Source organism: Acrocarpospora catenulata, from assembly GCF_018476525.1.
Classification (GTDB): domain Bacteria; phylum Actinomycetota; class Actinomycetes; order Streptosporangiales; family Streptosporangiaceae; genus Acrocarpospora; species Acrocarpospora catenulata.
Genome location: NZ_JAHCST010000033.1, coordinates 38,962 through 58,052 on the forward strand (window position 1 = coordinate 38,962; position 19,091 = coordinate 58,052).

Below are 19,091 nucleotides of genomic sequence, written 5' to 3' on the forward strand. Positions count from 1 at the left end.
CGTGTCGGGTTACCAGGGCATTTCCGCGGCGTCTCCGTGAGATTCTGTCAGCAGCCGGCCCATGACCTCCGCTGGCAGCACCTCCCTCCGGCACGCGATCACGCCCGGCCACCTGGTCTTCTACCCCGAAACTGTCCTCAAGGTGACAATTAGCTATTCAACGATCACTGGGTGTTCCACAATGGCTCCGAAAAGATACCCCCTCGGGTTGTAGGGTGCGCGCGCCGGCTGACCGGCGCCGGTCTCGTCGACCGCTCTGGCCAGGAGCTTGTACGGCCCCGGCGTGCGCGGGCACCAGGCGAAATGCCACATCGCCCAGGCGGCGGAGGGACGGCCGCGCAGATGTGCGCGCTGCCAGGTCTCGCCACCGTCGGTGCTGACCTCGACCCGGACGATCCGGCCCTGGCCGGACCAGGAACGGCCGTGCAGGATGTGCTGGCGTCCGGCGGGGAGCCGTGCCTCCCAGGCGAGTTCGAAGGCGCTCTTCACCACCTGGGCGGTCAGCTCGCTGTCGGGGAGGCGGTAGAAGCCGGTGCTCCACGGGGATTCGAGCGGGCGGGTGGCGACCTCGATGGAGCCCAGCCATTTGATGGACGCCACGCCGACCCAGCCGGGGACCACCAGGCGGGCGGGGAAACCGTGGTCGGGTGGGAGTTGCTCGCCGTTCATCTCGTACGCCACGAGTACGTCGGTCATGGCCTTTCCGGCCGGGAGGGGGCGGCGGACGTGGCCGTGGTTGACGCCGTCCTCGGTGTACTCGGGGTCGAGGCCGACCGGGAGTACGTCGACGGCGTCCGGGGTGATGCCGGCGAGTTCCAGCAGCAGCGACAGGCGTACGCCGCGCCAGCGGGCCACGCCGATGCCGCCCAGGCGCCATGGGGTGCCTTCGGTGGGTTCGCCCTGCTGGGTGGCGAAGAAGGACCGGCCGTTTCCGGCGCATTCGATGGCCACGTCCAGGGTGGTTGTCGGTAGGGAGAGGAGGTCCTCGTAGGTGAAGTCTCTGGGGTGACGCAGGGCGTCGCCGTGGACGCGCAACCGCCAGGTTCGGGCGTCGATGGTGGGTGTGACGGTGTGGTTGCGGACGAAGAAGAGGTCGTTGGGGACGTGGTAACCCTGGCCGCGCATGGATTCCCAGCGCATCTCGGCTGAGCCGCCGTGGCGGATGTAGCGGTCGGGGGGGAGTGGTTTGTGGATTGGTCCGGATCGGTTGGTCACGAGGGGGGCGATGTCCCCCAAGGTACAGAGATCCATCGGAGCGCTCCTCTCCGTAAATCTTCATTCCCTACCAGGAAACCATTGATTCCCCATGATCGCGAACTGTGCAGTGACCGTGGGCTGACCTCGGATCCGGGGCCGTTGCCGGAGGGTGGAGTTGAGCTGGGTCGTTAGTCGGAGTCTTTCGACAGCCAGGTGAGGAGGCGGTCCACCGGCCAGGTGTTGATGACGTCCTCGGTGGTCAGCCAGGCGCGTTGGGCCAGGCCGATGCCGAAGCGCTGGTTGGCCAGGTGGGGGATGGCGTGGGAGTCGCTGTCGATGGAGAACTTGACGCCGTGGTGGCGGGCCCGGCGTACCAGGTCGGAGGGGAGGTCGGCGCGGTCGGGGTAGGAGTCGATCTCCATGGCGGTGCCGGTGCGGGCGGCGGCGCGGAAGACGGCGTCCCAGTCGGCGTCCACCGGCTCCCGCTTGCCGATCTTGCGGGTGGTCGGGTGGCCGATGATGTCGACGCCGGGGTTCTCGCAGGCCGCGATGAAACGGCGGGTCATCTCGTCGCGGGACTGGGTGAAATGGGAGTGCACGGAGGCGACCCGGACGTCGAAGCCCGCCAGCACGTCCAGCGGCCAGTCCACCGAGCCGTCGGGGGCGATGTTCAGCTCCGTCCCCTGCAGCAACCGCATGTTCGGATATTTCGTCTGAAGGGCGGCTATCTGGGCGCGTTGCTCCAGCGCCTTCTCCAGGGTCATCCGCTGCATGACCAGGTTGGGGGCATGGTCGGTGATCGCGTAGTAGGCGTAACCGCGGCCCGCCGCAGCGGCCACCATGTCCTCCAGCGAGGCGATCCCGTCGGTCAGGTTGGTGTGCGTGTGCAGATCGCCCTTCAGGTCGGCCAACGTCACCAGCCGAGGCAACTCACCCCGGAGCGCGGCCTCGACCTCGCCACCGTCCTCCCGCAGCGGCGGCGGCACCCACTCCATACCGAGCGCGTGGTAGATGTCCTCCTCGGTCGCGGCGGCGATCACCCGATCCTCGGCGTCGAACAGCCCGTACTCGGAGAGCTTCCACCCCTTCTTCACAGCCATCTCGCGAATGCGGACGTTATGCTCCTTCGACCCCGTGAAGTAGACCATCGCGGCCCCCCACGACTCGGCGGGCACCACCCGCAGATCCACCTGCATGCCGCGATCGGTTCGGATCGAGGTCTTCCGCTCACCCCGGGCGATCACCTCCGCCACGTACGGCCGGCTCGCGAACACCTCCATCAGCGAGACCGGCCCGACCGCCAGGATGTCGATGTCCCCCACGGTCTCCCGCATCCGCCGCAGCGAACCCGCGTACGCGATGCGGCCGGCCGGCAGCGAGGCGATCACCTGCTCCGCCAGGTCCATGGCGATGCCCAGGTGCACCCGCTGCCCCGACTGCGCCATCTGCTCGATGCCCTTGAGCAGGTTCTCCTCGGTCTTGGCGCCGAACCCGCGCACCCCGGTGAGCCGCCCCGCGCGGATCGCCTCGGCCAGCGCGTCGGGCGAGTCGATGCCGAGCTCCTGGAAGAGGAACAACGCCTTCTTCGGCCCGAGCGTGGGGATCCGGGTGAGCCGGCGCACCCCTTCGGGCACCTTGCCGCGCAGGTCGTCCAGCTGCCGGAAACTCCCGCGCGCCAGGAACTCCTCGACCTTCTTCGCGATCGCCTCGCCGACCCCCGGAATCTGCCGGACCGGGATGGCCCGCAGGTCCTCCGGATGCCCGGCGATCGCCTTGGCGGCCTTCTGGTAGCTGCGCACCCGGAAGGCGTCCCCGCCGTTCAGCGCGAACAGCTCCGCGTACTCCTGCAGGGCCGCCGCGGCCTCGTCATTCGCCCGTGCCATGCCGATCAGCGTACATAGCGGTGCTTGACGCCCGGCGGGAAGTGCGTCGGATCCCCGTACGGCCGGAGGGCGACCCTCGGGGGCTGGCGGTCCGCCGGGACATAGTGGGCGAACTCGCTGTTGAGGCGGCGGAGGGCGGCCAGCACCGAGGCCGACACCTGGTCCGCCAGGCCCTCGGTCGCGGTCACTCCGGCGGCGAGCTCGACGGTCAGCTCCAGACCTTCCGCGCCTTCCTGGGCAGCCAGGACGAACTTGCCGGTCACCGAATCACACACCTCGGGCTGTTCCAGGCCGACCGTGACGTTCTCCGGGAACACGTTGGCACCGTAGTAGGAGACCACGAAAAGGCTGCGGCCGAAGACGTACACGAAGGGCAGTTCGGGGCCTTCCGTTGACGGGCGGAAGCCGAAGCGGGCCAAGTAGCCGAGCATGCCCTTGTGCGAGATCAGGCCGCCCTCGTCGGCGATGTGGTAGCGGATGAGCGGGATGCCGTTGTCGCCGGTGAAGAGCAGGGTGCCGGCGTGCTCCTCGAAGAAGCGCACCTCGGGGTCGTACTGGACGAGGGTGGGCAGGCGGGGGGCGCCGAAGAGTTCCTTGGCGGCCTCCGGGTGAGCGGCCAGGAAGCGTCTGATCTCGATGGAGAGGGGGGTCTCGTTGCCGAGCACGCCCGCGTCTGCGGTGCCGTACAGGGAGGCGGTGCCGGTCAGCGGGTCGGCGATACCGGCTCGGGCGGCGACCAGGGCGCGCCACTCCTCGCTGAACACCTCCCCGGCGGTGACGATCTTGATCGTGTACGAGGACCAGGGCACGCCCTGGGTGTCGATCACGTCCTTGAGGAACGGCGGGTAGCCCAGCAGCACGACCTGGTCGAACTGGGGCGCCAGTTCCGGGAGCACGCGGAGGATCTCGCCCTTGTTGTTGCCCGGCGCGACCACGGTGATCGGGAAGCCCTCGTCGGCGAGGTGGCGCAGGCAGGCGATGGTGAACAGGCCGCCGACCCAGGTCCCCAGCGAGAAGCAGACGACCGCCAGGGTACGGCGTTCGCGGGCCCCGAAGGCGTCCATGACCTGGGCGAACCGTTCCGCGATCACCTTCTCGTCGGCGGTGCTCCGCACCCAGAACGACGGCTCGCCGCTGGACCCCGAGGAGACCGCGATCATGTCCCCGATCCGGCCGTCCCGGCAGAGCATGGCCAGCGGATGCCGACGCGTGTAGTTCTCCTTGGTCGTCATCGGCACCCGCCCAAAGTCCTGAAATGTCAGGACACTTTGGGGGTCGACCCCATGCTCTTTCAGAAACGCCGCGTACGCCGGAACCGTCGCCGCGACCCGATGGAACAACTCAACAGGAACCACCCGCCGACTGTAAGGCTTCCGCCCCCTCAACGGGGACCCCGGAGGCTCGCGATCTTGTTGAAACACCCGGGGAACAAAGTGCCATGCAACTCGCTGACAGATCGCCGCTATTGCCTCCGCCTTGGCCGGTTACGCAAGATCGGATTTGTAAGACGATTTGAGGACAGGGAGGTCCTTCATGTCCAGCAACCTGGATGCGGTGGCGCTCGAGGGCGGTTTGAGCACCAACCACAACGAGGTCGTGCTTGAGGGCGGTTTGAGCACCAACCACAACGAGGTCGTGCTCGAGGGCGGTTTGGCCACCAACCACAACGAGGTCGTGCTCGAGGACGGTGGCCGGGACTACAACCACAACGAGGTCGTGCTCTAGGACGGCTTGAGCACCAACCACAACGACTCAAGACGAAGGCCGTACGGGGCCGTGCCGGGGTGTCCAAGCCTGGCTGGGCCCGTACGGCGTTGTCGCACTGCCTTCACCGGGCTTTCCCGTAAACATCTCGGTCGCCTGATCGAGGAACCGGCCCGGCCCTGCCGGAAGAGTTCGCCCAGACGAGGAAAGACAGATGGAGCGAATGTCGTTGCGAAGAATATTGCCGGACCTCCCGCGGGAGGCGTGGCGGATTCTCGCCGGTAATGCGGTTTCTGCTTTCGGCAGCGGTCTGACGCTGCCTTTCTTCCTCGTCTACCTGCACAATGTCCGAGGAATCGAAGTCGGCCTGGCCGGGCCGATACTCTCGGCGATCGCCGTCGCGGGACTCGTCGGAAATCCACTGGGTGGCCAGCTCGCGGATCGTTTCGGTGCGCGGCAGGCGGCCACTGCGGGGCTCGTGGTCTCGGCGATCGGGACCGCTGGGATGGCAGGCGTCCAGTCCGCCTGGCAGGGGCTTGCGGCGGCCGTCGTGTACGGGCTGGGCATCGCGATCACGGCCCCGGCGTTCCAGGCGCTTATCGGGATCTCCGTCCCCAAGGAGCGGCGACAGCAGATATTCGCGGTTCAGTACGTCATGATGAACGTCGGCTTCAGCGCCGGGGGTTTGCTGGCCGCGTTCCTCGTGAGCTCCTCTCCGCAGAGTTTCGTCACGCTGTACCTGTTGGACGCGGCCACGTTCCTCGCCTTCGCCGTGCTGATCGCCCGCTCGCCCGGGGGCCGCGTCCAAGGCGTCCGGTCCCCGGTGCCACGGGGCGGATATCGCGAGATCCTCTCAGACCGGCCACTGCTGCGGATCTGTGTGCTGGTGGCCGCCCTCTTCACCTGCGGCTACGCCCAGTACAGCAGCGCCTACCCGATCTACGCGATGGAGGAGGGCGGGCTCGACGCCGCCGCGTTGAGGCTCACCTTCCTGGCGAACACGTGCACCGTCGTCATCGCCCAGTTCCTCGTGCTCCGCCTCTTGAAGGGCCGGCGTCGTACTCGGGGCTTCGCGTTGTCCGCCGCACTCATGGCCGCCGCGTGGGTGACGGTGCTGTGGGCGGCGGCTGAAGGAGGAGCGGTGGGCATGGCCGGGTTCACGGTCGCGATGGCCCTGTTCGCGGTGGGAGAGACGCTCATGGCTCCCACCGTGCCCACGATCGTGAACGACCTCGCGCCCGACTCGGCGCGCGGCCGGTACAACGGGGCCTTCAGCCTGGCGACCACCCTTGGCTACATCATCGGACCCGCGCTGGCGGGTGCCGTCCTGACCGCGGGCCTCGGATCCGCCCTTTTCGCCGTCATGGCCCTGGCACTCGGCCTCGTCGCCGTGCAGGCGCTCCGGCTCGAACGCCGCCTTCCGGACGCGGTGAACATCGTCACCGCCGCGGCGGACAACCCCGCCGCCGGCCCCCGGCAGAAAGAAGGCGCCAGAAATGAGTGACAGGAGCGCTCCAGCCCACACGCTGCTGACCCTTTCCAGGACGCTCCGCGAGCAGGGCCGGTACCGGGAGTGCGACGAAACGCTGCGACGCGCTCTGACGATCGCCGAGCAGGACGCTGATCCGGATTCCTTCCTCGTCGCCCGCATCTGCAACAGCCTTGGCGTGCTGCACAAGTACACCGGCCGGTTCGAGGAGTCCGAGCGGTTCTACCGGCGCGCTCAGGCGATCATCGAGGCGCGCATCGACCAGGGCCATCCCCTGCTGGCCGACATCTACCACAACCTCGGTGGGCTCAACCACGCACGGGGCACGTACGCGCAAGGCGAGCCCTTCGCCCGGCGTTCGGTGGAGATCCGCGAACGGATCCACGGTCCCGGCCACCTTGACGTCGCCGCGGACAAGGCGGCCCTCGCCGCCATCCTGCACTCGCTCGGTGACAGCGAGGAGGCGGAGCGCCTGTTGCTGGAGGCCCTCGCGGTGTTCGAAAAGGACCTCGGGCCCGAGGACTACGAGGTGGCCTCATGCCTGAGCAACCTCGCCGCCATCCACTACGCCAGGGGCGACCTTGAGCGCGCGGAGACGGCCTACCGCAAAGCGGTTGCGATCAAGACAGGGATCTTCGGTGAGACCCATCCCGACCTGGCTGTGACCCTGCACAATCTCGGAGTGATCGCCTCCACGCGCGGCCGCTCACAGACGGCCGCTGAGGCCTTCCACCGGGCTCTTGCCATGCTCGGGGACGAGGTGGACAAGCAGCACCCGCTACGACTGTCCTGCCTGCGCCGCCTCGACGCCTGCGGCCGGTAAACGACCTGTTGGATCACCTGGGAGGGGGATGGGCACCCTTGCTCGGTTACGGTGAGCGAATGGAACAGACGTTTGCGATGATGAACACGGACGGATCAGTTGAGGGAAGGTGAAGCGGTGTCCTACAGCCCGAAGCTCGCGGCGGCGTTGTCGGGTGCCACGCTTCGGCAACTCGCTCACTGGCGTAAGGCCACTAATCGGGGCGCCGTGCTGGTGCCGGAGATCTCCGTGACCAGGCCGGTGCTGTACTCCTTCCGGGACCTGATCGCGCTGCGCACCTGCGTGAAACTCCGCAACGACACGTCGCTGCAGAAGATCCGGCGCGCACTGGACACGCTCAGGGACGACCTGGGGGAGCGCGAGCACCTGTCGGCGTACCAGTTCGTGGCCGACGAATCGACGATCTATCTGGTCGAGCCGGAGCAGGTGACCGATCTGGTCCGCAACAAGGCCAACCTCGTCATCTATCAACTGGTGGACGTCCTGCGGCCGTTCTACCGCGACGGGCGGCACATCCCCGATCTGCTCCGTCCGCGTGAACATGTCACCGTCGATCCGGCGGTCAGGGGTGGCATCCCCGTGATCGAGGGCACTCGCGTCCCGTACGACGATGTCGCGGCCCTGCTACGAGACGGCGTGCCGGCCGAGCGGATCTCCGACTACTATCCCAGCGTGTCGGGAACGGCCGCGCTGGACGCCGCGGACTTCGCAGACTACGTCGACAGCTACGAACCCCCCAAGGAGCAGCGTGAGGCTGCTGCTGGATGAGAATGTTCCCCGGCCACTGCACCAGGTACTGACCACCTTCATCCTGGGCCACGAGATCGTGCACCTGCTGGACCTGCCCGGTTGGTCGGGAACCCGGGACGAGAAGCTCTACCCGCGAGCCGCGGCTGACGGCTTCCACGCGGTGCTCACCAACGACGGTCGCCAGATGGAGCGTCCACGCGAGGTGGCCGCTATCGCCGCATCCGGGCTCCATCGGATCGAGTACCCGCACAAACACCCTGGTCTCATCGGAATGGGGATCGCGATCGCCACAGTGGCCGCCGCCCTGCCCACCGCCCTGGCGCTCCTCGAAACCGCCGACCGCCAGCAGTTGATCACCCTGCGGGCGGTCGATCCGACCGTGGCGGCCCGATTGCGAGTCGTTGATCCGGCGTGCGCTCCGCCGAAACACTGGCCAGACGCATCACAACCGTAAGCGGGCTCGGGCCCCGAACCGGAAGCCGGTCAGAAGGAGAGCGGACGCGGCTGGTACGGCTCCGCCAGTGCGTTCAGCTCCTTCTCCGACAAGTCGAGGTCCTCGGCGGCGAGCGCGTCGTCGACGTGGTGGCCCTTGGTCGCGCCGATGATGGGGGCCGTCATGCCCGGCTGGTGGAGCAGCCACGCGAGGGACAGCGTTGCCGGGGTCACCCCGCGTTCGGCCGCGAGTTCGGCCACCTTCGCGAGGATCTCGGCGTCGGCGGGGCCGCCGTAGAGTTGCTGCTGGCGGGGGCCGTCGCCGACCTGGCGGGTGGTCTCCTGCTCGGTGCCCGCGCGGGCGAGCAGCCCCCGCGCCAGCGGGCTCCACGGAATGAGGCCGACCCCCTGGTCGAGGCAGAGCGGGTTCATCTCCCGCTCATCCTCTCGGTAGAGCAGGTTGTAATGCCCCTGCATGCTGACGAACCTGGTCCAGCCATGCAGGTCAGCCACGTGCTGCGCCTTGGCGAACCGCCAGGCGGGCATGGACGAGGCGCCGATGTACCGGGCCTTCCCGGCTTTGACGACGTCGTGCAGAGCTTCCATGGTCTCCTCGATGGGCGTCTCCTCATCCCATCGATGGATCTGATAGAGGTCGACGTAGTCCGTACCGAGGCGACTGAGCGACCCATCGATACCGGCCATGATGTGCTTACGCGACAGCCCCCCGTCGTTGGCGGCCTTCCCCACCGGAAAGAACACCTTGGTCGCCAGCACATACTCCTCCCGCCCCGAGAAGAGTTTCCGCAGCAGATTCCCTGTGACGACCTCGCTGGCACCCCCGCTGTACACGTCAGCCGTGTCAAAGAAGGTAACCCCACCCTCCACGGCCTTCCGCACAATGGGCTCCGCCTCGTCCTCCGGCAACGCCCACCCCATCTGCCCGGGATCCCCATAACTCATCATCCCAAGACAGATCTTGCTGACCTTGAGCCCCGTCCGACCCAGCCGTGTGTACTCCATGAGACCGACCCTAGTCACTGGGAGGTGGGAGCAAGGAGGCCGCAGTCGTGAGACCGTCACGTATCAAGATGGAGACTCTGCCCCTGTCTCTGCGGCTGCTGAGAGAGATCCACGCCGTATTGCTGGACGGTGTCCGCGGTAGCCAGAAGTCGCCGGGAGAGTTCCGGAGCACCCAGAACTGGATCGGCGTCGGCCCCAGGGGGCTGCGTGACGCCACGTTCATCCCCCCGCCACCAGGCGAACTGATGACATGCCTGGGTGATTTCGAAGGCTTCCTGTACAAACCAGGGCCCTTGCATCCTCTGATGGTGTGTGCGCTGGCCCACGCACAGTTCGAGACCATCCACCCATTCCTTGATGGGAACGGCCGTATGGGTCGCTTGCTGATCACACTGCTGCTCTGCCGCGAGCGGATCCTGCTGCGACCGCTCCTCTATCTGAGCCACTACCTGAAGGTGCACAGATCGGAGTACTACGACCGGCTCATGGCCGTCCGGGTGGTCGGCGACTGGGAGGGCTGGCTCCGGTTCTTCCTCACCGGCGTGCTTCAAGTCGCCATCGAGTCGGAGCGGACCGCCCGGCGCATCGTCGAGTTGCGGGAGGAGACCCGCCGTCAGGTGCACGAGGCCGGGCTGAGCGCACGATCTCTCGCCCTGCTGGACCATCTGTTCGAGCAGCCCGTTGTCAATGTCGCGGCTGTTCAGGCGCAGCTGCAGGTCTCGTACGTCTCCGCGAACAGCCTGGTCACAGGGTTGTGTGAGATCGGTCTGATGGACGAGATCACTGGAGGCAGACGCAATCGGATGTTCCGGTTCACCAGCTATGTCGACCTCTTCGCCGATCCGGGAACAGGCTCCGACGCGCTCGCGGTCGAGTCGAACACGGAGCGGGAGGCGGCGTCGCACCCATGACTCATTGGCAGTAGTGAAGCGAATTCTGCTTCTCCTTTAATAAGGAGCGGTCGCCGGGTGTCTTGTTTCACTGAACTTCATTACGGCCCGAGGTGGGCGTCCTCAGCAGGCCAGAGAGCAAAGCGGTCCTGGTGCCCGCCGCCGGTGGCCTTCCGGCGGCGGCGTGGGGGTTAGTTGAAGGTGGGCCAGCCGGAGCAGTGGGGGACGTTGAGGCGGAGGACTGAGGAGATCTTGTCGCCGAAGTTCCAGGCCGGGTTGTGGAGGTCGTTGATGAGCTGGCCGGAGCGGATGCAGTAACGGCGGCCCTGGTAGGTGTCGTGCTCGAAGAGGACCCAGGCGTCCTCGGTGTCGTTGTGGACGGAGGAGGCCTTGTCGCCGGACTCGTTCTTCAGGTTGGAGTTGTTGTCGTAGTAGAGCCAGAGGGAGCCGCGCAGGTTCTGGTGCTGGCCGAGCCAGAGGGCTCCGGCGCTGGCCTGGGCGGGGGTGGCCGAGAGGGCGGCAGGCAGGGCGGTCAGGCCGGCCAGGATGACGGCGATCCCGGTACGCCGGACGTTCCAGGACATGGGTTCCTCCGTAGGTGTTGAGTGCGGGGCGGGTTGCCCCGGTACTCATGGAGGCGGTCCATTCGGTGCCGGACGGCTGGGATGCAGGAAAGTCGTGGAACGCCGTGGAACGGAGCTTCACTGCGAATCGGGGCGCGGGCACGGCCCGGATTTAAGGTGCCTACCCCGATTCAGAATGTGGGCGCGGACCCCCGATCCGCGCCCACACATTTCAGCGGGTCACAGGTTCCACTTCTGGTTGGCCGCGCCGGTGCAGGTCCAGATCTGCAGGCGGGTGCCGTCGGTGCTGGTGTTGCCGGTGACGTCCAGGCACTTGTTGGCGGCCGGGTTCACCAGGTCGCGGCCGGAGGTGTACGTCCACTGCTGGTTGGCGCCACCGGTGCAGGTCCAGAGCTGGGCCTGGGTGCCGTTGGCGGTGCCGAGGTTGACCAGGTCCAGGCACTTGCCGAAGGCACGCAGGGTGCCGTCGCCGGGACGGGTCCACTGCTGGGCGGCGGTGCCGTTGCAGGTGTAGAGCTGGACCGCGGTGCCGTCGGCGCTGTTGGCGCCCGCGACGTCGATGCACTTGCCGGCCAGGCCGGTGATGGGCGTGCCCCCGCCGCCGCTGCCGGGTGTGCCGGTCCAGGTGAAGGTCGCCGTGGTACGGGCGGGCAAGGTGTACACGAACGACTGGTTGCCCCAGTTCACCCGTACCGACTGGGACGAGGTGCCGCCGTTGTGGGCGATCAGGGCCTTGGAGCCGTCCGGGTTGCGCCAGGCGAGGTTCTGGATGGTGGCGTTGGCGGTGGAGTCGATGCGGAAGGCGCCGGGCTTGACGAACTTGGACAGGTGGCCGGTGGTGTAGTACTCGATCGTGTAGTCCACCTGGCCGGCCCGGGAGCCGCCCTCCTGGACGGTGATCAGGCCGCTGCATGTGCCGCAGCCGCCGTTGTGCGGGCCCCGGTTCTGGTTGAGCGCGAGGCTCCATTTGACCAGGCTGCCGCTCCAGTTGCGGGCGTAGGTGACGATGTCGTTGAGGTCCTCGTTGTGCTGGTTGGCCACCCAGGTGCCGCCGGAGTGCTCGGTGCTGAACTGGCGTACCGCCGGGAACTGGTTGTGGACCTGGGTGCCGACGGCGGGGTCGCCGAAGTAGCCGTGCCAGGCGACGCCGCCGAAGAGCGGGTCGTTGCGTACGGCGGCGTCGTTGAGCACGCCGGAGCCCATGGTCGCCCAGTCGCCGTAGTTCCAGTCGTGGATGAGCACCTTGGTGGTGATGCCGGCCGCGCGGAACGCCGGGTAGATGTGGTTCTTGGTGAGCTCGGCCAGGCCGGAGGAGTTCCAGTTCATGCCCGGGTAGTCCATGGCGGTGGGGTTGCCCGCCTGGCAGCAGTTGGGCTCGTTCTGGACGGAGATGTAGTCAATCGGGACGCCGGCGGCCTGGTAGGACTGGATGTACTTGACGAAGTACTGGGCGTACATGGGGTAGTACTCGAACTTCAGCCAGCCCATCTGGTCCATCCGGCCGTTGTCCTTCATCCAGCCGGGGGCGCTCCACGGCACCCCCTTCACCCGGAGCGCCGGGTTGAGCTGCTTGGCCTGCACGGTCAGCAGGCGCACGTTGGTGTCGTACCCGTTGGCGCCGAAGTCGTTGAGGTTGCAGCAGGTGTCGTCGAGGGAGACGTGACCCGGGCGGGACAGGTCGGAGGCGCCGATCGGGTTGCGGACGAAGGACAGGCCGATGCCGTCGGTGGGGGAGAAGAGCTTGCGCATCACGTCGTCCCTGGTGGCCGCGCTCACCGGGCCGCCGCGGAGCAGGTAGGCGGTGGTGTCGGTGATCGACGCGCCGGCGCCTTCGAACTGCTGGTACGTGACGCCCTCGTTGACGGTGATGGTGTGGTTGGCCGAGCCCCCGGCGGGGCCGAAGGCGATGGCGGCCTGTTGCTGGAGGCCCCGGGTGACGGTACGGCCTCCGGAGTCGGAGGTGGTGGTGAGCCAGATGTTGACGGTCTCCCCGGCGGCGTGCGCCGGTGCGGCCAGGGGCCCGGCGACCCCGAGCGCGGTGGCGAGGGCAATGCCGAGGGTGACGGCCCTGCGAGAGGCACGGGACATCGGAAAACAGTCCTTCCAGATGCGGCGGGTCAGGCGCTCATCCGCGTTCGACGGGCCGGGAACCGTCGACGAAACAAATGAAACAAGCCTTGAATTATGTCTTGCCGCGTAACAACAACACGTGTCGAAGAGCGTGTCAAGCCCCCGCCCAAGTCTCGACTTATCCCCAAACCCATCCCGCGGCCCAATGAAACAAATGAAACAAAGCCGTGGTCGTTGGGTCAGTTGGCCGGTGAGGCGGTTGAATCGCGGATCACCAGTTCGGTGGCCAGGGAGACGTGCAGGGCTTCCAGGGTGTGGTGGTTGAGGAGGCGGGTGAGGAGGGTGACCGCCATGCGGCCCATTTCCTGCAGGGGCTGACGCACCGTGGTCAGCTTCGGGCGGGAGGCGCGGCTGACGTCGATGTCGTCGAAGCCCGCCACGGAGAGGTCGTCAGGGACGCGCAGGCCGCGCTCGGCTGCCGCCCAGAGCGCTCCGACGGCCATCTTGTCGTTGAAGCCCACCAGAGCGGTCGGACGCTCGGGCAGGTCAAGGAGTTCGCAGGCGGCGCGGTAGCCGTTCTCGGTGTTGGGTTCCACGACGCTGCGGAGCAGTCCGGGCGACGGCAGGACGCCGGCGTCGGCGAGGGAGGCCGCGTACCCGGCCAACCGGGCGTCGCTGGCCAGCCAGTCCCGGGGCCCGGCGATCATCCCGACCCGGCGGTGGCCCAGTTCCACCAGATGGGACATGAGCCGGCGCGCCCCCGCGAAATGCGCCGCCGACACCGCCACGATGTCCCTGGGCGGCGGCGTACGGGGATCGATCACCACGAACGGGAAGCGCCGGTCACGGAGCCGGGCGAGCTCCTCGGCGGGCTCCGGCGGCAAGATGAGGATGGCCCCGGCGATATCCGGCCGATCCGGCAGGCCAGGCAGTACGGCGCTGCGCTGGGCAGCCTCGCCGGCGCCCAGGATCACCGGCCGCCCGTGCAGTTCGAGGGTCTCGGCCACCGAGGAGACGATCAACCCGAAGTAGTCGGTGAGCAGGTAGGGACAGCGCACGTACACCCCACCCAAGGGAGCGGCGGCACGCCGCCGCGGCGCCTGGTCCCCGAGCCGGTCCACGGCCCGCAGCACCAGCGCCCGGGTGTGCGGGGCGACGTTGGCCTGCCCGTTGAGCACCCGGGACACGGTGGCGATGGACAGACCTGTCTCGGCCGCGACATCCCGCACCGTCGCCCGCGTACCCGCCGATCTCGCCATAGTGCCCCCATGATGCCCCAGCCAAGTCCCGCGGTCGCGGCCTCAATTCATTGACAAGTGCCCGCCAAGTTCCCGGGCGTACAACAGGGTCATGGAAATCAGGAACCCCAAACCCGCCGACGCGGACGCGATCTACGAACTGGTGGCCGAGCACGAAACCCAGGTGCTTGGCCGCCCGGACTGCACGCCGGCCGACATCGCCGACCAGCTCAACGAGCCCGACTTCGACCCGGCCACCGACGGCTGGCTCGCCTTCGACGGGGACCGGCTGACCGGCTGGGCGTGGGCCTGCCGCAGGGGCGGCAGCGAGCGCGTCGACCTGGACGTCCTGGCCAGGACCCCCGAGGCCGCCGAGGCGCTCTGGGCCAAGGCGCTCGGCCGGTTCTCCGGCGTCACCGCCAACGTCGACGTGTACGCCGAGGACACCGCCAAGCGGGCGGCCGTGGCCGCGCGCGGCTTCGCCCCGGCCACCAGTTTCCACCGCATGCGCATCGACCACCACGGCCCGGTCCCGGCGGCGTACCTGCCGGGGGTGACCGTGGAGGCCGCCTCCCCGGACGCCGAGGAACTGCTCCGGGCCGCGCACGCGATCAAGGAGGAGTCGTTCGCCGAGCACTTCGGGAACGTGCCGCAGAGCTTCGACGAGTGGGCCGACGCGCGGGAGGCCTCCAGCGCGCACGACTGGGGCCAGGTGCTGGTCGCCAAGGTGCACGGGCAGCCCGCCGCCATGCTGGTCGGCACCAACCACTTCGTGCCGGACGAGAACTGCGGGTACGTGCTGACCCTGGGCGTACTACCCCGGTTCCGTGGCTACGGTCTCGGCCGGCTGCTGCTGCGCCGGGCGTTCGCGGCCGACCAGCGGCGCGGCCGGATCGGGACGATCCTGCACGTGGACTCCAACAACACCACCCCGGCCCTGGACCTGTACCTCTCGGTCGGCATGCGCCGGGTGCTGTCCATCGACGTCTGGCGCCGGGCCCTCTGACTATCGCCTGCGGCGGGCCGCCCATACGGCCAGGACGAGCCCGCAGACGAGCACGATCGGCCCGATGATCGCCCACGTGGTGTCCCCGCTCATGAAGCTGCCGCCGATGTACCCGAGTCCCTGGAGGGTCCAGACGGCCCCCACGAGCGCCAGGAGGGCGCCAAGACCGATCAAGAAGGTTTTTCCCATGACCCCAAGTCCTAGCGCCTCTACGTCGATCTTGGCCACTCCTGTGGATAACGGTCACTGGGTGCGCCCCGCCCGCGATAACCTCCGGAGACATGGACAGGATCTTCAGCGTCGAAGGTGCCCAGGCTCTCATGCCGGAGGCGCGTGCGAAGGTCGACGAGCTGATCGAGCTCCGGGCCGACCTGGCCGAGCTTGGATACGACCTGAAGACCTCGGGGATCTCCCCGCGGGGCGGGCTGGCCGACGCCAAGGGCCTGGAGGCCCGGATGAGCGAGATCGTCAGCTGGTTCGCCGACCAGGGCATCGAGCTGAAGGGCATCGCGCCGGTCCTGATCGACTTCCCGGCGGTGCGGCACGGCGTTTCGGTTCGGCTCTGCTGGATCGAGGGCGAAGCGGAACTGGCCTGGTACCACCGCAGCGAACTCGGCTTCGCCGGCCGCCGGCGGCTCTGACCCGGGCGTCACCCCTCGGAGAACTCCTCGCCGAGCTCCTCGAAGTCCTCGGTCAGGTTGCCGAGGATGGCGCCGTACCGGACGGTCACCATGCGGGCCACCGCCTCGTGGGCGCCCAGCGGGGAGGCGCAGCCGGTGCACTCGGCGGCGGCCGCGGCCACCTTGTCGTGGTCCACCTCGGGGCCGATCACGAACGGGGCCAGCGCGATCCGCGAAGCGCCGATGTTGCGCAGCCGGTCGGCCGCGTCCGCCACGGTCGGGCGGCCGTCGAAGGCGGCGGGCACCACCGGCAGGGCGAGCCGTGCGGCCAGCAGCACGGCGGTGGCGTCGGCCGCGCGGGCCGACTCGTCGCCGCCGACGGTGGCCACGATGATGCCGTCCACCGGCGAGGTCACGTTGAACAGCCGGATGCGGTCCGCCCTGGCCAGGCCCTTCTCGGCCAGCCGGACGTGCAGGGCCTCGGCGAGCAGCGGGTGCGGCCCGAGCGGGTCGGTGACGGTGACCGGCGCCTCGCTCTCGGCCGCCGCGTCCCGGACCGAGCGCATCACCCGGGGGTGCGAGCCGGTGATGAGCGGCACCACGATGGCGGCGCCGGCGTGGCCGTCGGCGGGGTTGAGGCCGCGGCCGGCGCGCTCGGCGGCGATCGAGGAGAATTCCTTGGACAGGTCGGCGCCGCCGTCGCTCAGCGAGATCAGACGAAGGTCGAGTTGCGGGTTGTCCACCCGGATGATCGACGCCAACTCGGCCACGACGTCGTCGACCGCCCCTGGAACCGCGAGCACCAGCGCGGGCGCGTCCGCGGGCAGGCTGACGGGCAGCGGCCTGCGATGGCGGCCGCCTCCGCCGGGGCGCGACGAGCGTTCCCGGATCGGGAGCTTCGCCGGAACGTCTTGACCTTCGTTCACACCGGCGGATTCTAGGACTAAGTAGGCGATTTAGTGGAGTCGACGGGCCGAAGCGTTGCCTGGGAGCACCATAAGAAGCGTGATCTCGGTATTCGGTAGTGCCAACATGGACCTCGTCGCCTACGTCTCACAGGCCCCCGAGCTGGGGGAAACGGTTTCCGGACGGGAATTCCGTATGATTCCTGGAGGGAAAGGGGCTAATCAGGCGATCGCTGCGGCGCGGGCGGGGGCGGAGGTGGCTTTCCTCGGCGCGGTGGGGGACGACGCGTTCGGTCCGGTGTTGCGGGGGGCGCTGACGGAGGCCGGGGTGGATACCTCGGGGCTTCAGGTGGTGCCCGGTTCCTCCGGGATTGCGCACATTGTGGTGGCGGACGGTGGGGCGAACTCGATCATCGTGGTGGCGGGGGCGAACGGGGCCGTCTCGGCGCCTTCCCCGGACGAGCTGGCGGTGATCCGGCGCTCGGACGCACTGCTGCTGCAACTGGAGTTGCCGATGCCGGCGGTTGTCGGGGCGGCTGTTTCCGCGGGCGTGCCGGTGATCCTGACACCCGCGCCAGTGGTCGAACTGCCCGGCGAGTTGCTGGACGCCGTCGCCCTGCTGGTCTGCAACGAGCACGAGGGGACCGCGATCACCGGCCAGGCGGAGCCCGACAAAGCCCTGGAAGCCCTTCTGCGGCGCGTTCCGGAGGCGGTGGTCACTCTCGGGTCCAAAGGAGCCCTGTACGGCTCACGCGACGGCTCACGCCTCTGGGCACCCGCCGTCCCCGCCCGGGCCGTGGACACCACGGCGGCGGGTGACACCTTCGTCGGCGCGCTCGCCGTGGCCCGCTCCGAAGGACGGACCGCCGAGGAGTCCCTCCGGTTCGCCTCGACGGCGGCGGCACTCTCGGTGCAACGACCGGGAGCGTCCACGTCCATGCCGACCCGAACCGAAATCGACCAGTCCCTCAACAGCGGGCAGTCGCCCACTTGACTTCCCCTCCACCCACCCGGTCCATTGATGACCTTCGGTCGGATCGGCTCCGCCGGGGGCTTGCGGTCCGGCCTCTTGATGCGGGGTTGCCGTGGTTGTCCTGTCTCTGGCGCGACAACCTTCCGTTTCTGAGATCGCATCGACCGTTTCTGGCGTCAGGCAATGTCGCGCCCACGTCGGTGTAAGCCGATATTTCGGCCCAATTGTGAGGTGAGGGGTGCGGCGTAGGGTGGCCGTATGGCGGATGTGGAGATCATCGAGGTTGGTGGGCGGGAGGTGCGGGTCACCAACCCCGGACGGGTGGTCTTCCCTGGCACCGGTCATACCAAGTTGGATCTGGTGCGCTTCTATCTGGCGGTCGGTGAGGGGGTGCTGCGGGGTGTCGCCGATCGGCCGTTGGTGCTCAAGCGTTTTGTGCACGGGGTGGACGCGGAGCCGTTCTTTCAGAAGCGGGCCCCCGCCAAACGGCCGGACTGGATTGAGGTGGCCGAGTTCAAGTACCCCTCCGGACGGTCCGCCGAGGAGGTCGTCGGTCGTGACCTGGCCGCGGTGCTGTGGACGGTCAACCTCGGTTGCGTCGATCTCAACCCGCACCCGGTCCGGGCGCCCGATCTCGACCATCCGGATGAGCTCCGCATCGACCTGGACCCGGTCCCCGGAGTCAGCTGGGACGAGATCGTGGACGTGGCCCTGGTGGCCAGGGAGGTCCTCACCGAGTACGGCCTGACCGCCTGGCCCAAAACCTCCGGTTCCCGCGGCTTCCACGTCTACGCCCGCATCACGCCTGACTGGACCTTCCCGCAGCTGCGTACCGCCGCCGAGACCGTGGCCCGGGAGGTCGAGCGGCGCGCACCCGATCTGGCCACCAGCCACTGGTGGAAGGAGGAGCGCCAGGGCGTCTTCGTGGACTTCAACCAGAACGCTCGGGATCGTACGGTCGCCTCCGCCTACTCGGTCCGCCCGACCGGTCTGGTCTCCACCCCGCTGCGCTGGGACGAGGTGCGCGACTGCCGCCCCGAGGCGTTCTCCATAGACACCGTGCCCGCCCGGTTCGCCGCCGAGGGTGACCCGTGGGCGGACATGGACGCCGCGGAGGGCTCCATCGACGGGCTGCTCGCGCTCGCCAAGGAACTCGGCCCGCGGCCCCGCGCCCCCAAGGGCACCGGCCGCCGCCAGTCCACCATGCCCCTCATCGAGATCGCCCGCGCCGAGACCAAGGCCGAGGCCGAGGCCGGGCTGGAGCGCTGGAAAGCCCGCCACCCCGAAGTGGCGGCCCTGCTCCAGCCCGCCGACATCCTCACCGACTCGATGCGCGGACGCAGTTCCGCCTGGACCCGGATCCGAATCAACCTCCAGCACGTACCCGAGCCGATGCGCCCACCCCAGGAGCCGCTCGAGGTCGACTACGACCCCTGGCAGGGCCACAGACCCGAATAGGCAGATCGTCGGCATGCCGCGCCACGGAGGGACGGCCGGCCCCCGC

19 protein-coding genes are annotated in these 19,091 nt (G+C 68.5%); 10 read left to right on the top strand and 9 right to left on the bottom strand.

What is annotated here, in order from left to right:
• Nucleotides 1-153 precede the first annotated feature (153 nt).
• From KIP79_RS28075 to KIP79_RS28085, 3 genes are all read right to left on the bottom strand, one after another.
• A complete protein-coding gene (locus tag KIP79_RS28075) occupies nucleotides 154-1,251 on the bottom strand; it encodes a sulfite oxidase (protein ID WP_214107934.1) in 1,098 nt (365 codons plus the stop codon).
• A gap of 134 nt (nucleotides 1,252-1,385) precedes the next feature.
• Nucleotides 1,386-3,080 (bottom strand): DNA polymerase/3'-5' exonuclease PolX, encoded by a 1,695-nt coding sequence (polX, locus tag KIP79_RS28080; RefSeq protein ID WP_214107935.1) that lies wholly within the window; start codon nucleotides 3,078-3,080, stop codon nucleotides 1,386-1,388.
• A 5-nt stretch (nucleotides 3,081-3,085) separates the two neighbouring features.
• Nucleotides 3,086-4,312 (bottom strand): phenylacetate--CoA ligase family protein, encoded by a 1,227-nt coding sequence (locus KIP79_RS28085; protein ID WP_250213959.1) that lies wholly within the window; start codon nucleotides 4,310-4,312, stop codon nucleotides 3,086-3,088.
• 301 nt (nucleotides 4,313-4,613) lie between these two features.
• Between KIP79_RS28085 and KIP79_RS28090 the strand changes: the two genes are divergently transcribed.
• The 5 genes from KIP79_RS28090 (at nucleotide 4,614) to KIP79_RS28110 (ending at nucleotide 8,300) form a co-directional block, all read left to right on the top strand.
• The gene (locus KIP79_RS28090; RefSeq protein ID WP_214107937.1) at nucleotides 4,614-4,805 is read left to right on the top strand and encodes a hypothetical protein; all 192 of its coding nucleotides are present in this window, start codon (nucleotides 4,614-4,616) and stop codon (nucleotides 4,803-4,805) included.
• A gap of 208 nt (nucleotides 4,806-5,013) precedes the next feature.
• Entirely contained in the window at nucleotides 5,014-6,288 is a 1,275-nt protein-coding gene (locus tag KIP79_RS28095; protein WP_214107938.1) for an MFS transporter, read from the top strand.
• On the top strand, nucleotides 6,281-7,096 hold the full coding sequence (locus KIP79_RS28100) for a tetratricopeptide repeat protein (protein ID WP_214107939.1): 816 nt from the start codon (nucleotides 6,281-6,283) through the stop codon (nucleotides 7,094-7,096). The genes KIP79_RS28095 and KIP79_RS28100 overlap by 8 nt, the downstream gene beginning before the upstream one ends.
• Nucleotides 7,097-7,213: 117 nt before the next feature.
• The gene (locus KIP79_RS28105; protein WP_214107940.1) at nucleotides 7,214-7,864 is read left to right on the top strand and encodes a DUF433 domain-containing protein; all 651 of its coding nucleotides are present in this window, start codon (nucleotides 7,214-7,216) and stop codon (nucleotides 7,862-7,864) included.
• Nucleotides 7,845-8,300: a PIN-like domain-containing protein gene (locus KIP79_RS28110; RefSeq protein WP_214107941.1), complete on the top strand. Its 456-nt coding sequence runs from the start codon at nucleotides 7,845-7,847 to the stop codon at nucleotides 8,298-8,300. Before KIP79_RS28105 ends, KIP79_RS28110 begins: the two co-directional genes overlap by 20 nt.
• A gap of 29 nt (nucleotides 8,301-8,329) precedes the next feature.
• On the opposite strand, the gene KIP79_RS28115 is transcribed toward KIP79_RS28110, so the two are convergent.
• Nucleotides 8,330-9,301 (bottom strand): aldo/keto reductase, encoded by a 972-nt coding sequence (locus KIP79_RS28115; protein WP_214107942.1) that lies wholly within the window; start codon nucleotides 9,299-9,301, stop codon nucleotides 8,330-8,332.
• 68 nt (nucleotides 9,302-9,369) lie between these two features.
• Here KIP79_RS28115 and KIP79_RS48615 point away from each other — a divergent pair, with 68 nt between their 5' ends.
• The gene (locus tag KIP79_RS48615; RefSeq protein WP_256447510.1) at nucleotides 9,370-10,212 is read left to right on the top strand and encodes a Fic family protein; all 843 of its coding nucleotides are present in this window, start codon (nucleotides 9,370-9,372) and stop codon (nucleotides 10,210-10,212) included.
• A gap of 170 nt (nucleotides 10,213-10,382) precedes the next feature.
• Here KIP79_RS48615 and KIP79_RS28125 read toward each other — a convergent pair whose 3' ends face one another.
• The 3 genes from KIP79_RS28125 to KIP79_RS28135 all read right to left on the bottom strand — a co-directional run bounded on the left by KIP79_RS28125 (nucleotide 10,383) and on the right by KIP79_RS28135 (nucleotide 14,104).
• The gene (locus KIP79_RS28125; protein WP_214107944.1) at nucleotides 10,383-10,775 is read right to left on the bottom strand and encodes a beta/gamma crystallin family protein; all 393 of its coding nucleotides are present in this window, start codon (nucleotides 10,773-10,775) and stop codon (nucleotides 10,383-10,385) included.
• A 219-nt stretch (nucleotides 10,776-10,994) separates the two neighbouring features.
• Nucleotides 10,995-12,863, bottom strand: coding sequence for a ricin-type beta-trefoil lectin domain protein (locus KIP79_RS28130; protein WP_214107945.1), 1,869 nt, complete (start codon nucleotides 12,861-12,863; stop codon nucleotides 10,995-10,997).
• A 221-nt stretch (nucleotides 12,864-13,084) separates the two neighbouring features.
• Nucleotides 13,085-14,104, bottom strand: coding sequence for a LacI family DNA-binding transcriptional regulator (locus KIP79_RS28135; protein ID WP_214107946.1), 1,020 nt, complete (start codon nucleotides 14,102-14,104; stop codon nucleotides 13,085-13,087).
• Between the two features lie 91 nt (nucleotides 14,105-14,195).
• Here KIP79_RS28135 and KIP79_RS28140 point away from each other — a divergent pair, with 91 nt between their 5' ends.
• The gene (locus KIP79_RS28140; protein WP_214107947.1) at nucleotides 14,196-15,089 is read left to right on the top strand and encodes a GNAT family N-acetyltransferase; all 894 of its coding nucleotides are present in this window, start codon (nucleotides 14,196-14,198) and stop codon (nucleotides 15,087-15,089) included.
• On the opposite strand, the gene KIP79_RS28145 is transcribed toward KIP79_RS28140, so the two are convergent.
• Nucleotides 15,090-15,278, bottom strand: a complete 189-nt coding sequence (locus tag KIP79_RS28145; RefSeq protein WP_214107948.1) for a hypothetical protein — start codon at nucleotides 15,276-15,278, stop codon at nucleotides 15,090-15,092.
• Nucleotides 15,279-15,370: 92 nt separating this feature from the next.
• On the opposite strand from KIP79_RS28145, the gene KIP79_RS28150 reads away from it, so the two are divergent.
• A complete protein-coding gene (locus KIP79_RS28150) occupies nucleotides 15,371-15,730 on the top strand; it encodes a DUF2203 domain-containing protein (RefSeq protein ID WP_214107949.1) in 360 nt (119 codons plus the stop codon).
• A gap of 8 nt (nucleotides 15,731-15,738) precedes the next feature.
• Here KIP79_RS28150 and KIP79_RS28155 read toward each other — a convergent pair whose 3' ends face one another.
• Nucleotides 15,739-16,635, bottom strand: coding sequence for a sirohydrochlorin chelatase (locus tag KIP79_RS28155; RefSeq protein ID WP_308169930.1), 897 nt, complete (start codon nucleotides 16,633-16,635; stop codon nucleotides 15,739-15,741).
• A 79-nt stretch (nucleotides 16,636-16,714) separates the two neighbouring features.
• On the opposite strand from KIP79_RS28155, the gene KIP79_RS28160 reads away from it, so the two are divergent.
• Nucleotides 16,715-17,608 carry a ribokinase gene (locus KIP79_RS28160; protein WP_214107950.1) on the top strand — a complete coding sequence of 298 codons (894 nt, stop codon included), beginning with the start codon at nucleotides 16,715-16,717 and terminating at the stop codon, nucleotides 17,606-17,608.
• Between the two features lie 237 nt (nucleotides 17,609-17,845).
• A complete protein-coding gene (locus KIP79_RS28165; RefSeq protein WP_250213960.1) occupies nucleotides 17,846-19,045 on the top strand; it encodes a DNA polymerase domain-containing protein in 1,200 nt (399 codons plus the stop codon).
• Nucleotides 19,046-19,091 lie beyond the last annotated feature (46 nt).